General features: G+C 41.4%; 11 protein-coding genes. 3 read left to right on the forward strand and 8 right to left on the reverse strand.

What is annotated here, in order from left to right; genetic code table 11:
* Nucleotides 1-85: 85 nt before the first annotated feature.
* The 7 genes from FTU79_RS12700 to FTU79_RS12730 all read right to left on the reverse strand — a co-directional run bounded on the left by FTU79_RS12700 (nt 86) and on the right by FTU79_RS12730 (nt 10,387).
* Nucleotides 86-892: an enoyl-ACP reductase gene (locus FTU79_RS12700; protein ID WP_078189642.1), complete on the reverse strand. Its 807-nt coding sequence runs from the start codon at nt 890-892 to the stop codon at nt 86-88.
* Between the two features lie 151 nt (nt 893-1,043).
* Nucleotides 1,044-1,865 carry a TatD family hydrolase gene (locus FTU79_RS12705; RefSeq protein ID WP_180050458.1) on the reverse strand — a complete coding sequence of 274 codons (822 nt, stop codon included), beginning with the start codon at nt 1,863-1,865 and terminating at the stop codon, nt 1,044-1,046.
* 8 nt (nt 1,866-1,873) lie between these two features.
* Nucleotides 1,874-2,830, reverse strand: coding sequence for an RsiV family protein (locus FTU79_RS12710; RefSeq protein ID WP_180050461.1), 957 nt, complete (start codon nt 2,828-2,830; stop codon nt 1,874-1,876).
* A gap of 74 nt (nt 2,831-2,904) precedes the next feature.
* The gene (locus FTU79_RS12715) at nt 2,905-3,732 is read right to left on the reverse strand and encodes a hypothetical protein (protein WP_180050464.1); all 828 of its coding nucleotides are present in this window, start codon (nt 3,730-3,732) and stop codon (nt 2,905-2,907) included.
* A gap of 106 nt (nt 3,733-3,838) precedes the next feature.
* Entirely contained in the window at nt 3,839-5,431 is a 1,593-nt protein-coding gene (locus FTU79_RS12720; protein ID WP_078192693.1) for a peptide chain release factor 3, read from the reverse strand.
* A 242-nt stretch (nt 5,432-5,673) separates the two neighbouring features.
* The gene (locus FTU79_RS12725) at nt 5,674-7,740 is read right to left on the reverse strand and encodes an EAL domain-containing protein (protein WP_180050466.1); all 2,067 of its coding nucleotides are present in this window, start codon (nt 7,738-7,740) and stop codon (nt 5,674-5,676) included.
* A 436-nt stretch (nt 7,741-8,176) separates the two neighbouring features.
* Complete coding sequence (locus FTU79_RS12730) at nt 8,177-10,387, reverse strand: carboxy terminal-processing peptidase (protein WP_180050469.1); 2,211 nt, start codon at nt 10,385-10,387, stop codon at nt 8,177-8,179.
* Between the two features lie 200 nt (nt 10,388-10,587).
* On the opposite strand from FTU79_RS12730, the gene nagZ reads away from it, so the two are divergent.
* Both nagZ and FTU79_RS12740 read left to right on the forward strand, forming a co-directional pair.
* A complete protein-coding gene (nagZ, locus tag FTU79_RS12735; RefSeq protein WP_180050472.1) occupies nt 10,588-11,610 on the forward strand; it encodes a beta-N-acetylhexosaminidase in 1,023 nt (340 codons plus the stop codon).
* 130 nt (nt 11,611-11,740) lie between these two features.
* Nucleotides 11,741-12,610, forward strand: coding sequence for a class I SAM-dependent methyltransferase (locus FTU79_RS12740; RefSeq protein ID WP_168378408.1), 870 nt, complete (start codon nt 11,741-11,743; stop codon nt 12,608-12,610).
* A gap of 28 nt (nt 12,611-12,638) precedes the next feature.
* On the opposite strand, the gene FTU79_RS12745 is transcribed toward FTU79_RS12740, so the two are convergent.
* On the reverse strand, nt 12,639-13,967 hold the full coding sequence (locus FTU79_RS12745; protein WP_180050475.1) for an alpha/beta fold hydrolase: 1,329 nt from the start codon (nt 13,965-13,967) through the stop codon (nt 12,639-12,641).
* A 303-nt stretch (nt 13,968-14,270) separates the two neighbouring features.
* Between FTU79_RS12745 and FTU79_RS12750 the strand changes: the two genes are divergently transcribed.
* A complete protein-coding gene (locus FTU79_RS12750; protein ID WP_078189652.1) occupies nt 14,271-15,536 on the forward strand; it encodes a glutamate-5-semialdehyde dehydrogenase in 1,266 nt (421 codons plus the stop codon).
* Nucleotides 15,537-15,604 lie beyond the last annotated feature (68 nt).

Here is a 15,604-nt window from a genome sequence, read left to right on the forward strand (position 1 = left end):
AGATGAGAAACACTGTTTCCAAGGGGAGAGGTTTTTATTCCCTCACCCTAGCCCTCTCCCAAAGGGAGAGGGAACTTAAAGAGAATTACTCAGCATCTGCCATTAGATCAGCGCTCATACCTACAGTATTAAAGCCAGCATCAACATACAAAATTTCACCTGTAATACCATTTGCCCAAGGCGAGCAAAGGAACAATGCTGCATTACCGACATCTTCAATGGTGACATTGCGTTTAAGTGGTGCGACTTTTTCATTTAGGTCTAACATTTTACGGAAAGATTTAATCCCTGAAGCCGCTAAGGTACGAATCGGACCTGCTGAAATCGCATTTACACGAATACCTTCAGCGCCAAGACTTGTTGCCAAATAACGTACGCCTGCTTCTAGTGACGCTTTTGCCATACCCATAACGTTATAGTTTGGCATTACGCGTTCAGAACCTTGGTAAGTCAGCGTCAATAAGCAACCTTGACGTGCAGCCAATAAAGGTTTTGCCGCACGAGCCATCGCAATAAAACTATATGCGCTGATGTCGTGAGCAATTTTAAAACCTTCACGGTCGGTAATATCAGTGAAATCGCCATCTAAAGTATGTGCCGGTGCAAAACCAATTGAATGCACAACACCATCTAGACCATCCCAATGTTTAGCAAGTTCAGCAAAAGCGGTATCAATTTCAGCGTCCACTGCTACATCACATGGGAAAACTAAAGTTGAACCAAATTGTTCAGCAAAATCATCTACACGTTTTTTTAATTTTTCGTTTGGATAAGTAAAAGCCAGTTCTGCACCTTCGCGATGTAAAGCTTGCGCAATACCAAATGCGATTGATAACTTACTTGCAATACCCGCGATTAAAAAGCGTTTGCCAGCCAATAGTCCTTGTGCCATGTGAAACTCACTCAAAATAATTTAACAGCATAATGCCAAGTCTAAAGCATTTTAGAAATTGCATAATGCGCCTTTTTTTAGAAAACCATCATTGCATGCACGATGCGAATAAAATCAGATTCAATCAAGCGGCGTCAATATTTGTTGCCGCTTAAGCGTCCAGATGCAATGCTTGTAATGAATTAGTCCATAAGATCTGTGCAATCTCAGATTCAGTACGGTTTAAGCTCTGAGCTAGCCCCTGCAAGACATAGGGCAAATTGACCGGCGTATTGCGAGTACGCCCTTCCGTCGAATGCTGACAACATAAGGGGGTCATATCGGGACAGTCGGTTTCTAAGACTAAATGTGCCGCCCCTAAAGTCTGAACCACTTGATGTAATTTTTTTGCATTGGGATTGGTGATTTGCCCCGTTACACCAATTTTAAAACCTAGCTTGGTAAATGCCTTCGCTTCTTCAACACCACCACTAAATGCATGTGCGATACCACCGAGCTTAAATTGATGCTTTTTCAACATCGAAAGCACCTCCGCATGGGATTTGCGAATATGCAGCAAAATGGGTTTATCAAACTGCTGTGCTAATTCAAGTTGTGCGGAAAAATACTGCTGCTGCTTTTGAAAAAGTTCGGGCTGTTTATGCTGTTTCAAAAAGGTATCTAAACCTATTTCACCGATAGCGATACAATCATGCTGCTTTAGCAGCTGTTCCACATCGAACAAATGTTCTGTACGATGTTGCTCAATATAAAACGGATGTAAGCCGGGGGCTAAATAGCTTTTGGGAGCATTGGATAAACGAGCTAAAAACTCTTGGGTTTGCAGCAAATCGTGAAAACGTGACTGCACAAAACCAATCAATACCAAAGCATCGACACCCACCTGTTTGGCAGCATGCGCCAACTGTTCCCGATCAACGTCAAAATCAGGAACATCAAAATGCGTATGCGTATCAAACAGTGAGTAAGTCATTGAACTAATTAATTTGCTTTTACGGCTGAGGCTTCAGCAGCTTCAACTACTGGTAGATATTGCTTTTTCAAGATACTTTGCAATTGATCATACGGAATGGTCAAACGTGGTAAACCCGCCACATATGGCCCAATTTCATATTCGGCATATTGCAAAATTAGACCTTGCTGACTTAGATAAAAGTTATCAGACAGTTTAAATTTCCAAATCTGTTCATATTCTTGAACATTGTCCGCCAACTTGGCATCTTTCACCCAAGTTTTAAAGACTTCATAGCCCAGCTTTTCAAGTTTAGTACGTTGATTGGGCAGCAATATGTCATTGAGCTGTACCAATTTTTGAGTGCTTAAATCGAAGTTATAATATTGCTGTGCAGAAGAACCATGCGCCCCCCCTAAATATGAGCTGGTATTTAAAACCACTGTTGCCAAGGGTTTTTCAGCATTCAATATTTTAGGTTTAATCATCAAACTGATTTGCTGATTGGCGCTTAAAGATTTCAACTCTTTATCTAAATTTAAAAATGCTTGCATATAAGGCTGCGTGGCTTTTTCCAATTTTAATTTGGGCGTTTCAACCTTTGCCAAAGCAGATTTTGCTTCAGACGCTGCAGGTACTTCACTTGCAGCGGGAGCGTCTTTGCTCAGCGTTTTATCTTCTAAAGGCGAAACAGACAGGATCTCTCCCAACTGTTTTAAAATTTCCGCATCAATAAATTCATCAATAAAGGCTTGATTACTGTTTAAGCGTTCAACTGAAATTTCAGGACAGACCCCGCCATCACATTCAGGTAAATTCAGTTGTAATTTTTCCGCATCACCAATCAGTTTTGCACTCAAATCTGGCTGTTCAGTTTTGGCTTGATCCGGCTTTTTTTCAGGTTCAGCTTGTTGTGGCTGACACGCCGTGAATGCAACAGAAACTACCAATATTGAGCTTGCCCAAATTTTATTTTTTTGCACCATTGCTTCAACCTTTCATTTCGAATAATTGATATTTATTTTGGTAAATATCTTATCAAATTAAATACTTTCGTTGATTAGAACATATGCTGATAAACGTCAGCTTTCAATACTTGTTGTGTTTGTGCTTTGCTGAGATAAATATCCAGTTGTTTACCATCTTTGACAATTTCATCTGTACGGTAATGCAAACCGACACCTTCTTGATCAAAGAACCAATCTGCTTGGCCCCAATAGAGTTTTTTCGGTGCCGATTTTTTGACATCTACCTCTTGTTCATCTAACCATTTGCTATAGGCTTGCTGCACAATAGCATCCATATTTTGCTGTTGCTTTGCATCAATAATATCTAAGGGTTTGAGATTTTTTTTCGCACGACGGTCTGCCACAAAAAAATAATAGCGCTCTTTGACCGTGATATTTTCCTGTTTGGTATCGACACCGATTTGCAGCAGCACATATTGATTCCGTTGATATGGAACTCGTGTGTACATCGCCAATTCATAGGCTTTATTGGTTTTAAACTCGGCCTGCCAAGCATCTGATTTTTTCACATACGCATCGACGGCTTGTTGGAGATTCATATTTTGCTTTAATGCAATCTGATCTTGTACGACGCTGGCCTGATTTTTTTCAATCCAACCATTCAACCACGTATCTACGGTCTGAATGGTTTGTATCTCTAAATCAATACAACTTTTATTTTCACAAAACGGTTTGGCAATTTTTGCTGCTTGCTCTTGGATATTTAAATAGGGCAAAACATCTGGATTGATCACGACCGCTTCAGAAGCGCCATCATCGGCCGGCTTTGTCGCTTTGTTTTCTTTTCCTGAATCACATGCACTGAGCAGCAAAACACTCCCCAAAAGTGCAAAAACTGTAGCATCCTTGAATATTTTCATGATGTCCTAAACGACCAAATGATTGCGTAATGTATGGATTTAAAAACTCTACCACAAAATAAAACAGCTTCACGAAGAAGCTGTTTTATTTCTGTAAAAGAACAACTTAGTGTTCACGTGTATTGCTGAACACGATATCCGGATAACGTTCTTGCATTAACTGTAAATTCACACGACTTGGTGCAAGATAAGTTAAATGACCACCGCCATCGACAGACAATTGGTCGTGTGCTTTTTTCTTAAATTCGTTGAATTTTTTCTCGTCATCACACGATACCCAACGTACGGTATTGATACTTACAGGCTCATAAATACAATCAACTTTGTATTCTTCTTTCAGACGATAAGCCACAACTTCAAACTGAAGTACACCCACAGCACCCACGATTAAATCGTTACTGTTTTGCGGCATAAAGACCTGAGTCGCCCCTTCTTCTGAAAGTTCTTTTAAGCCTTTTTGTAGCTGTTTTGACTTCAATGGATCTTTTAAACGCACGCGACGGAACATTTCAGGGGCGAAGTGCGGAATACCGGTAAAGTGTAAATCTTCACCCGAAGTGAAGGTATCGCCGATCTGAATCGTACCATGGTTATGCAAACCGATAATGTCGCCCGGCCATGCTTCTTCAAGGTGCTGACGGTCACCAGCAAGGAACGTTAAAGCATCACTAATACGCACATCTTTACCTAGACGCACATGTTTCATTTTTAAGCCTTTTTCATACTTACCTGAACAGATACGCATGAATGCAATACGGTCACGGTGTTTTGGATCCATATTGGCTTGAATTTTAAAGACGAAACCAGTGAAGCCTTCTTCAGTCGCTTCAACTTTACGGTCTTGAGTTGGATGTGCTTTAGGTTCAGGCGCATATTGACTAAATGCATCCAAAACATGGTCTACACCAAAGTTACCGAGTGCCGTACCAAACAACACTGGCGTTTGACGACCTGCCAAAAATTCATCACGGTCTAAAGGTTCATTGGCCATTTGAACCAATTCCAATGATTCTTCAAATGCAGCCCAAGCGAGATCACCGACTTTTTCACGCAAATCTGCATAGTCATAGCCATCACGGACTTCAATATCCGTAATTGTTGAACCGAAACCTGCCTTATAAACGTAGAATTTTTCTTCGAGTAGGTTAAATACACCGGCAAAGTCACGACCTGTGCCCAGTGGCCAAGTAATCGGAACACATTTAATTTTTAAAACGTTTTCGATTTCATCTAGCAGTTCTAATGGCTCACGAATTTCACGGTCCATTTTGTTGACGAATGAAATAATCGGCGTGTCGCGCATACGACACACTTCCATCAATTTGATCGTACGGTCTTCGACACCTTTTGCACCATCAATCACCATAAGCGCAGAGTCAACAGCGGTTAATGTACGGTAAGTATCTTCAGAAAAGTCTTCATGCCCTGGGGTGTCGAGCAAGTTAATCATCTTGTCTTTAAACGGGAACTGCATAACAGAGGTGGTGATCGAAATCCCACGTTCTTTTTCCATTTCCATCCAGTCAGACGTTGCCGCACGATCAGATTTACGGCTTTTTACCATACCTGCAACCTGAATCGCCTGTCCCCATAACAACAGTTTTTCTGTCATTGTGGTTTTACCGGCATCGGGGTGGGAAATAATAGCGAAAGTACGTCGCTGAGCGACCTGTGTCGCTAATTCTTCTTTAAAACTCATGAAAGACACCTACTGCAAAACTCGCAGTGCAAAAGATCAGATCTGATCAATATGGAAAATTGGCGATATTGTATCAGATTGACCATTAAAAATAATCAACCACATCGGGTTGAGTCAAAATCTTAGCGTGGCGTGTCTTGATGTTTTACATTGGATGACGACCTGTTTTTATCGACGATATAACGTATTCCACTGTCTTTTCTTCTATACTCATTGGCAATACGATAAGACCACAAATGACCTTATTCAACTTTCGCTTTCATGCTTTCTTCAAGCTGTACCACTGGCATCGGCATTCCTAACAAATATCCCTGCAACTGTTGGCAACCTAAACGTTTTAAAATTTCTGCTTGTTGTTCTGTCTCTACACCTTCTGCAGTGACCGTTAAACCCAGTCGAATTGCCAAGTGAATAATACTTTCTAAAATAATTTCTTCTTTAGAACCGATGCTCAAATTGCGGATAAACTCACGGTCAATTTTCAACTCATCTACAGGCAGTTCTTTTAAATACAAGAAACTTGAATGTCCCGTTCCAAAGTCATCAATCGCAACTTTAATCCCCATCTTTCTCAAATGTTCAAAAGTTACAATACTGGCATCGATATGATGCATCGCAGTTGACTCGGTAATTTCAATAATTAAATGTGACGGGTTAATTTCATACCGTGCAAAAAGTGACTCTAAAGTACTAAATAAGTGTTTATGTTCAAACTGAATCGCTGATAAATTGACCGCAATAGGATACAACGGCATATTCAGCTTTTCCCAGTGCTGAATTTGCTTACAGGCTTCTTCAAGCGCCCAATAGCCCATGGCAATAATCAGTCCAGTTTTTTCTGCACCATTGATAAACTTATTTGGCGTCAACATACCTAGAGTTGGATGATTCCAACGAATTAAGGCCTCTACTCCACAAATTTCACGATCAGCAGCATTAAATTTTGGCTGATAAAATAAGATAAACTGTTGTTCTTCTACCGCTTTATATAAATCATTGATCAGTTTCGTCTGACTTTTTTCTTCAAATTGGTCGGCAGTATAATTAAAAAATGAATAGGTATTACGCCCCTGATACTTCGAACTCAGCATTGCAGTGTCTGCATTAATCAGCAGATCTTGCAAGTTCGCACCATGTTCAGGGTACATCGCAATACCAATACTGCCTGAAATATTGATTTCCTTGCCTGCAATCAGGAAACTTTCTTGCATCAATTCCAATATTTTTTCAGACATTGCTGTGGCAGAATCATTGCTTGCCGACTCAAGTACAATCAGAAACTCATCGCCACCGATTCGTAGCAATTTGGCTTGATCATTAATTAAACGGTGAATGCGTGTGGCAATTTGAATCAGTAGTTGATCACCTACATGGTGTCCAAACACATCATTGACCGCTTTAAAACGGTCGATATCAATATAAATAAAAGCAATTTTATCTTGTCTTAAGCGATGCTCTGTAAATAGAAAATGTGCATATTCAGCCAAAAATAGTCGATTAGGTAAACGGGTCAAATTGTCCTGTACCGCTTGATTGGCTAGTTCTCGATTTGCGCGCATCAACTGCAAACTGCGATGTTCTAAACGTTGCTCAAGTACTGCAACGCTAAAGGCCGCCATCAACAATAAACTGGTGACAAATAAGACAATAAATAGCAATAAATTATGGTTAATTTGAGCCGCAACCAATACATCCATCGAGTTTAGCGGTACAAAATCAACAGCCGCCATACCAATATAATGCATAGCCACAATGCTAAAAGTCAGCATTAATGCGACAAAGACATTCAAAATATTCCGTTTTGGCGAATATTTATTTTTAAACGTCATCCAAAAGGCCAAACCCGAACCACAGATCGCAACTAAAATTGAACAGATAACAATTAAAGGTTCATACCGTTGTTCATAGCCCTGAACGGCTAAACTCAGCATACCGGTATAATGCATGCCGGAAATGCCAAGGCCCATTAACACTGAACCTAAAATTAAACGCGGAAAAGGTAATGTCTGTCGTGTGGTTAACCACACAGCAAAAGTGGAAGCAACGAAAGCAATAAAATAGGATATCAGGGTCAGACTGGTATCGAAACTATGGCTTGAAGGCAAATGGCTGGCCATCATGCCTACAAAATGCATGCACCAGATCGCAGCACCTAAAATTGCACCGCTGAAGAATAAAATGACATTTTCATATCTTGGTCGTGTTCCACGAAACAACATTTGTTCGAGTGAAACAGCAAAGTAACAACTTAATAATGCAACTACGATTGAACCAGCGACCAGACTGTAATCATAATGAATATGAGTCATATCAAGCGTTCCGCTTAGGTTATCGTGGCACTTTCTTTAACCGAATTACCCAATCTATCTCTTCCCTTTAACTTGTTACGTTTTCAATTACTTACTTATTTTCCCTTAGAATCTATTAGTCTACGATAATGGTCAAGTCTTTCTTTCAAGATTTTAAGCAACTGATTAATTTAAAAAAATAAAGCTTGATGAAGTTCACTAAAACTTAAACTTTTGATAAAAATTGCATCAGGTGTTTATTATTTTAGAACAGTTTCTAATCATAATAAAATGAATAAGTTAGAATCATTTATAGATTGCTTTCTAGATTTAAATCGAACACCGCCCTACTCACAAAAAAATAGCGAGCCGTAGCTCGCTATTTCTCAATGGATAAATTCATCTTTTCTGTCAAAAACTCAAGCAATCATCTCAATGTTATTTATGGATGAATTACTTACTTTTTGGCTGTTGTTGTATGCGTTTTGCCTTGTAATTTGGCATAGTCCATTAGCACGTTTGCTGCTTCCGTCACAAAGACTTCTTCTTCAGGCAGTGCTGGACGTTGGTTTGCCTTCATTTTTGCACGTGCCTCCACCAATGCATCCATAGACGCTTGGTAGCTTTCCCAGTTGGCATAAGGTTTTTGACCCACCACTTTACGACGCTGATTTTCAGCATCCAAAGACTTTTGCTCTAGTGCCAACAGCTCGGCTTTACGCTTCGCTAAGTCAAGCACCACACGCTTTTGCTCTTCTGTCTTTTTCGCAATCGCAGTACGTTGTTCTAAATATTTAAATTGCGGATCAATGCTGACACGTTGCTGAGATGACTTAATCAAATCGGGAACATAGGCTTGGATCGAGCCTTCACGTTTAAACGGTGCGGTTGGAATAGTATCCCACTGTAAAGCATTTTTCGATTTACGCTCACCAAACTCTTCATTGTAAATATCGACCAGCTTAATATCCGGTACGACCCCTTTATTCTGGGTACTACCGCCAGTCACGCGGTAGAATTTACGTTGCGTTAAGGTTGCTTGACCATAGGCTAAAGAGTCAAGTTGTACCTGCGCTGTTCCTTTACCCGTTGTGGTACTACCAATCACCACACCACGCTCATAGTCTTGAATCGCAGCAGAATAAATTTCACTCGCAGAAGCCGAAGCCAAATTAATCAATACCGCCAATGGGCCTGCATAAGTTTGCGCGCCACCATCATCATCTTCAAACACGCTGACATTGCCATTACCATCACGGATTTGCACCACTGGACCTGATTTAATCACTTGTCCAAGCATACGTGCCACTTCTTCAAGTGAGCCGCCTGGGTTGTTACGCAAGTCAATGATGATGCCTTCAACATTTTGCGCATCTAATGTTTTTAAGGCTTTATTGGTATCTTCCGACACAGAACGGTAGTCTGTACCCGCACGACGTGCACGATAATTTAAATAAAACGATGGAATTTCAATCACACCAAACTTATGTTTTTTGCCATCACGTTCAATTTCAACGGTACGTGAACGCACGCCTGCATCTTCTTCTTGAATTACATCACGTACAATCGTGACATTTCGCGCTTGATTCATGGACGCACCAGCACCCAATAAACGTAAAGTCACTTTGGTGCCACGTTTACCACGAATCAGTCCGACAATTTCATTGCTCGGCCAGCCGATCACGTCCACCATTTTGTCGCCATCTTGAGCAACACCAACGATGCGATCGCCCGACTTGACTTGCCCTGACTTACTGGCTGGACCACCTTCCACGATCGTTTCAATTTTGGTGTAGTCTTCGTTACCACGTTCAGGACGAATCGACACCCCAATCCCTTCCAATTGCAACGTGGTTTGACGGTTCAATTCCATCGCATCTACAGGCGGAAAATAGTTACTGTGCGGATCATACGTCAGCATCATGGCATTCAGAGTTTTATCAAGCACATCATCGCTTTTTAAACGACTAATCCGCTCTAACTGACGTGTATAACGCTTGGTTAAAGTCTGTACAGGTGTTAAGTCTTCAGGACCTGTTAAGTCTTGACCATTTGCCAGTGTTGGGTCATCTTTCAACGCTTTTTGTTTGGCTTTCTCTTCTTCTTTGCTGATGGTTAAGTTGATCAGCTGAGAGACCAACATTTTATTCCAATGCGCACGCTGTTCTTCTGTCGATTTAAAGAATGGCGCTTTTTCACGATCGGTTTCGATGTAGTTATTCGGTTGATTTAAATTCTGTGGCTTTTTCAGCTCTTCCAACATATAGGTGTAGAACTGTTTTAAGCGCTCACGATATTGCGCATGAATGGCATACGGCCCTGTTAAATTGCCCGCTTTGAGATTTGCGCCAAAAGTTGAGCCATAACGTTTTTTATAATTTTCAATATCCGATGCCAAGAACAACGTATGTTCAGCGTCTAAACTATCAATATAAAAATCTAAAATACGGTTAGATGTATTAACATCTAAACGCTGATTTAAATAGTGTTGACGGTCTACCAATGTTGCAAGCTGACGTGAGACCAAGGCTTGCTCTTGTGTGGGCTGAATGGTACCCGCGCTCACTGCTTCTGTATTATTGGCAGCAATTGCGTCATTCACCACATGAGTGAAAAAGAATCCACCTGTCGCAATCGCAACGGCACAAGCTAATGTTTGAAGTTTCATAAATAATTTGTACTTCCTTGGTATTAAGACCAATATTACCGTGTTGGTTTTCGACCTGAATTGAATAGATTCAAAATCTTAAACAACTTAATATGTTTATGTCGTGTAGTTTTATCATATTCTCTGCTGACAAAGTGTAGCAAATCATTGCAGAATTCAGGTATTGTTTTTCCTTAAAAATTCCAACACGGACACCGAATATGATTGGCGCATTAATGCTCGACATTGCTGGCACAGAACTTACCCAAGAAGATATTGAACTATTACAAGCACCACAAGTTGGCGGCATGATTTTATTTGGTCGTAACATTGAATCTCCTGAACAAGTTCGTGCCCTGACCGACCATATGCGTCAAATTCGTCCTGATATTTTAATTGCGGTCGATCAGGAAGGTGGTCGTGTACAACGCTTAAAGCAAGGCTTCACACTCCTACCAGCTATGGGTAAGTTTGGTGAACTTTACTTAACTAAACCTGAAAAAGCAGTTGAACTGGCTGAACAATGTGGTTGGTTGATGGCAGCAGAAGTCCTTGCGGTCGGCATCGATTTCAGTTTTGCACCTGTGCTGGATTTAAATGATGTTAGTGATGTGATTGGTGACCGTGGTTTTGCCAAAAATATGCAAGATATCATTCCACTGGCAAGTGCTTTCTTAAAAGGTATGAAACGTGCAGGAATGGCATCTACAGGTAAGCATTTCCCAGGCCACGGTTCAGTGAAAGCAGACTCACACGTCGCTGCTGCTATTGACCATCGTAGTTATGAAGAAATCTATCAAAAAGACATGCAAAGCTTTATTCAACTGCAACCACAGCTTGATGCCTTAATGCCTGCGCATGTGATTTATGAAAATATTGATCCTAATCCTGCTGGATTTTCACCGTATTGGATTCAGAAAGTCTTACGTCAAGAGCTCCAATTTGATGGCATTTTATTCTCCGATGATTTAAGCATGCAAGCCGCTTGTGTCGCTGGCGGCGCAGATGCTCGTATCCAAGCAGCATTAAATGCAGGTTGTGATATGGGCCTCGTGTGTAATAACCGTGAATCTGCATGCATTGCGCTGGATGGCATTCAAAACTTGGCTCTCCCAAATCAAGAACGCCTAGAACGTATGCGCGGTAAAATCCCACAGATTGAGATTGGACAAAGCATTGAACTCGGGGCGGACTGGCAAAACGTGCGTAACCGTATTGTGGATTTTAAAAATCAATATTGCTAATCCAAGACTTTCAAAATTCTAGAAAATGGAGCACGACAAGGTGCTCCTTTTTGATTTATGATGAAGACAAAATAAGTGCTTCGGCGCTATACAAAAATTGCCAATAAAAACAACATTAGGTCAGGACGACATGACACAAAGTTTATCGGAACATCGACATATTTCTTTTACTGCACATTACACTGGCTATATTTGGTACAGCATGGGGATTTCGCATCCCGTTTTTGCCACACGTAAAGGCAAATTTTTAGCACGTTTAGTCCATCCTTTAGAAAGCTGGGCAGAAAAAAATGTGGGCGGTAGCATGCGTTCGACGCTTAAACAGCGCCATGCCATGATCGATCAACATTTAGATCAACTCATTACCCAATATCCACAGCTACAAGTCCTTGAAATTGCCTGTGGCCTCTCCCCGCGCGGTTGGAATTTTCGCACCAAGCATCCTGAAATTGACTATCGTGAACTCGACTTGCCAGATATGGCAAAAATCAAAACACAGGCACTCAAACAGATTGACCCGCATGCCCCCGAGGTCTTAACTGGGGACATTTTCACTCAAGATTTTGAACGTATTTTTCAGAGCTTTGACCCTGAACGTCCTTTGGTGGTGATTAGCGAAGGTCTGATTAATTATTTTGATCAAACCCTACTGAATAAGTTATTGCAAGGGATCACCGAATATGGCGCCTCGTTTCAGGAATTACATTATCTGACCGACATCTATCCAGAACCCGTTAAAAACCGTTTAGCACGTTTTATTTGGGCCAGTAGTAAATTACTCAAAGTCATGTCTCGCAGCGCTTTTACTTTTCATTTTCAATCCCCTGCTGAATTACAGCAGTTTTTCACCCATACAGGATTTGAAGAAGTAAAAGTCGTTCAGCCGGCCTTATACTTTCCACAACAGCAACATGAACAAGTGATTCCTTTCCACGATGCAGAGCAGCACTGTGGCGATTTGGTTTGGATGGTCCATGCCAAAACAAAAAAACAGCGCTAAAGCGCTGTTTTTTTTAGTTGTTCATGTTTTAACTGACGGCTTTTAATAACAATACATCTTCTTTTTGGCGTTGTACAAAGCGTAATAAGCGCTCTGCCAACTCAAAACTACCATGCTTAAACAAAGCGCGAACCTGTGTATCCACAACGTCAAAGATGAGACATTCAATTTTAAACTCACCTTCTTCGTCTTCTAGATGTAAAGCCAAATCTCGTGGATATGCGTGCATGGAGTCCAACATTTCAGCCTGCACATTCAACAACACGCCGAAATAATTTAAATCCATAATTTGAGTATCAACCACAAGGTCTGAATGGCGATGAGATAAATGCGTGAATGGCTGTTGTACACTTACACGCGCTTCGCCACGGCGTTCAATATTTTGCATTTGCTCACGGCTCATTGGAATGATCCCGTCCAACTGCTGAATAGACTCACCGCGTAGATAAGTTGCAAACAAATTCATGGTTTCCTTACGGCGTTGCAACTGCGGTAAATGATCCGCATTGGCAATCATAGCAAATTGCATATTCGGACATTGCAATGCAAAGCCCGCATTTTCATGTGGCAAAGTAAAACTGTCGTACTGCCCGCATGACACCAATACATCACACTGTGGAATCGGCACGTCTTGCAAACGCAGCAAACGATTACAGTTAATGTCATAACGCTCTTGTTCGGTATTGGTGAATTCAGCCATTTGTCTAAAGAACAAACGCTTCGCTGTCGGTGACATCCGCGTCACATCCAGTTTGGCATGATTGACCAAATACAAAATCACCGCTTGACCAAATTCATCCATGCGCTGTTCTTTCATTAAGTGCAAGGATTCCTCAAGCAACATGCGCCAGCTCTTGCGCGTTTTTTGCATCACGCCCATTAAAATCATGCGATCAATCAATTCAGGACGTTGATCGGCCAGACCTGCTGCCACCACTGAACCTAGTGACATCCCCATCACGGATACTTTTTCTAGCCCGACGATATCCAACCAAACGCCCAACATCTGCGCCAGATCACCCAACTCTAAAGTCCCTGCTGACACGGCTGTATCGACATTGGTAATTTGCTGGTTTGAGCCCATGGAGGGTAAATCAATTAAAATAATAGGGCCTGCCGCAAATAATTGTTCGACACAATATTTGTAGGAATTAAAGTTTTGAAATGCCCCACCAATAATAACAATCGGGGTGCGATGAATGGTTTCAGGTTGTGCAATGGCCATATATTCGACCTTCCAGCCATCAATCCATGTCGTTCTGGCAGGCTGTTTAAAGCTTTGCTTGTCATACAGATCGAAAAAACTGTAATGCGTACTTTCCTGTACGGTGGGATCCATTTGGATAATGGAATTCATATTCCTTTCCTCCATTCCTGCCTTATTTTTATTGTCAGGAATTCATTTAGAGACTCTGCTCGACTTAGCGTCCTGCTCTTTAATCGTTATTTGTACGACTTCAATGTCGCTATTGTTTCATTCTATACAGAGGTTCATTTTACAAGCAACTGATATCCCCGCCGCTTATCTACTTTTGTTCTAAAAACAATTTCAAAATGTTAATTCTGGTCAGCAAGTACAGTCGAATATGCACTTAAGTGCTTCATTGTTCAGTCACAGGCTGTTAATATCGAGTTGAAATTTCTAAGTGATCAAACCGCTATGCAAGAGTCTATTGAACAATACATGCAAACGGTAGGACAGCAAGCACGCACAGCATCACGTGTGCTCGCAGGGGCTTCTACCCAGACTAAAAATAATGCCTTATCAGCAATTTATACTGCTTTACAAAACAGTGAAACTGCAATTTTGGCAGCTAACCAAGTGGATATGACCAAAGCGCATAACAACAACTTGGATAGTGCTCTACTTGATCGCTTAGAACTTACCCCCACACGCTTTAAAGGCATGCTCCAAGGTCTAAAAGATGTGATCGCACTAACTGACCCGATTGGCGAAATTACCGATATGGCCTTTCGTCCGACAGGTATTCAGCTGGGCAAAATGCGCGTGCCGCTAGGTGTTGTCGGCATGATTTACGAATCTCGCCCCAATGTAACCCTTGAAGCCGCATCTTTAGCGCTTAAATCAGGTAACGCGATTATTTTACGTGGTGGTTCTGAAGCTTTGGAATCTAACCAAGCAATTGCAGCAGCGATTCAACATGGCTTAACTGCTGCAGGTGTACCTGAGCATGCCGTTCAAGTGCTTAATACCCCAGACCGTGCTGCGGTTGGCCAATTAATTACTATGCCTGAATATGTCGATGTGATCGTACCTCGTGGTGGCAAAGGCTTAATCGAACGTATCACCAATGAAGCACGTGTGCCTGTTATCAAACATCTTGATGGTAACTGCCATGTTTTTGTGGAAGCTCAGGCTGATTTGCAAAAAGCATTACCTATTGCGCTTAATGCCAAAACACACCGTTATGGCGTATGTAATGCCATGGAAACCTTGCTCGTCGATGAAAATGTCGCTGAAGAGTTTTTACCACGCATTGCTGAACTTTATGCTGAGAAAAAAGTTGAACTTCGTGGCTGTGCTGAAACCCAGCGCATTTTGGGTGAATCGATTGTTCCTGCAACTGAAGAAGATTGGTACACCGAATACTTAGGCCCGATTTTGGCAGTGAAAGTCGTTACTGGCCTAGATGAAGCGATCGAGCACATCAACAAATATGGCTCACACCATACCGACTCGATCATTACCGAAAACTTTAGTCTGGCTCGTCAGTTCTTGGCGCGTGTAGATTCGAGTTCAGTGATGATCAATGCCTCAACGCGTTTTGCGGATGGGTTTGAATATGGTCTTGGTGCTGAGATTGGTATTTCAACCGATAAAATCCATGCACGCGGACCAGTCGGTCTTGAAGGTCTAACTTCTCAAAAATGGATTGTGTTTGGTGATGGTCAAATTCGCCAATAACACCCAATAAGACAATGAAAGCTGTGCTTTTCTGATTAAAGGCACAGCTTTTTTTATGGCGATTTAAA

The sequence above is a fragment of the Acinetobacter sp. YH12144 genome (genome assembly GCF_013418345.1).
GTDB lineage: Bacteria > Pseudomonadota > Gammaproteobacteria > Pseudomonadales > Moraxellaceae > Acinetobacter > Acinetobacter amyesii.

Coding starts and splice junctions, on each gene's coding strand:
- FTU79_RS12740 (WP_168378408.1), top strand. CDS start 11,741: ATGACACAAAGTTTATCGGAACATCGACATATTTCTTTTACTGCACAT.
- FTU79_RS12710 (WP_180050461.1), bottom strand. CDS start 2,830: ATGGTGCAAAAAAATAAAATTTGGGCAAGCTCAATATTGGTAGTTTCT.
- FTU79_RS12750 (WP_078189652.1), top strand. CDS start 14,271: ATGCAAGAGTCTATTGAACAATACATGCAAACGGTAGGACAGCAAGCA.
- FTU79_RS12730 (WP_180050469.1), bottom strand. CDS start 10,387: ATGAAACTTCAAACATTAGCTTGTGCCGTTGCGATTGCGACAGGTGGA.
- FTU79_RS12700 (WP_078189642.1), bottom strand. CDS start 892: ATGGCACAAGGACTATTGGCTGGCAAACGCTTTTTAATCGCGGGTATT.
- FTU79_RS12715 (WP_180050464.1), bottom strand. CDS start 3,732: ATGAAAATATTCAAGGATGCTACAGTTTTTGCACTTTTGGGGAGTGTT.
- FTU79_RS12745 (WP_180050475.1), bottom strand. CDS start 13,967: ATGAATTCCATTATCCAAATGGATCCCACCGTACAGGAAAGTACGCAT.
- FTU79_RS12720 (WP_078192693.1), bottom strand. CDS start 5,431: ATGAGTTTTAAAGAAGAATTAGCGACACAGGTCGCTCAGCGACGTACT.
- nagZ (WP_180050472.1), top strand. CDS start 10,588: ATGATTGGCGCATTAATGCTCGACATTGCTGGCACAGAACTTACCCAA.
- FTU79_RS12725 (WP_180050466.1), bottom strand. CDS start 7,740: ATGACTCATATTCATTATGATTACAGTCTGGTCGCTGGTTCAATCGTA.
- FTU79_RS12705 (WP_180050458.1), bottom strand. CDS start 1,865: ATGACTTACTCACTGTTTGATACGCATACGCATTTTGATGTTCCTGAT.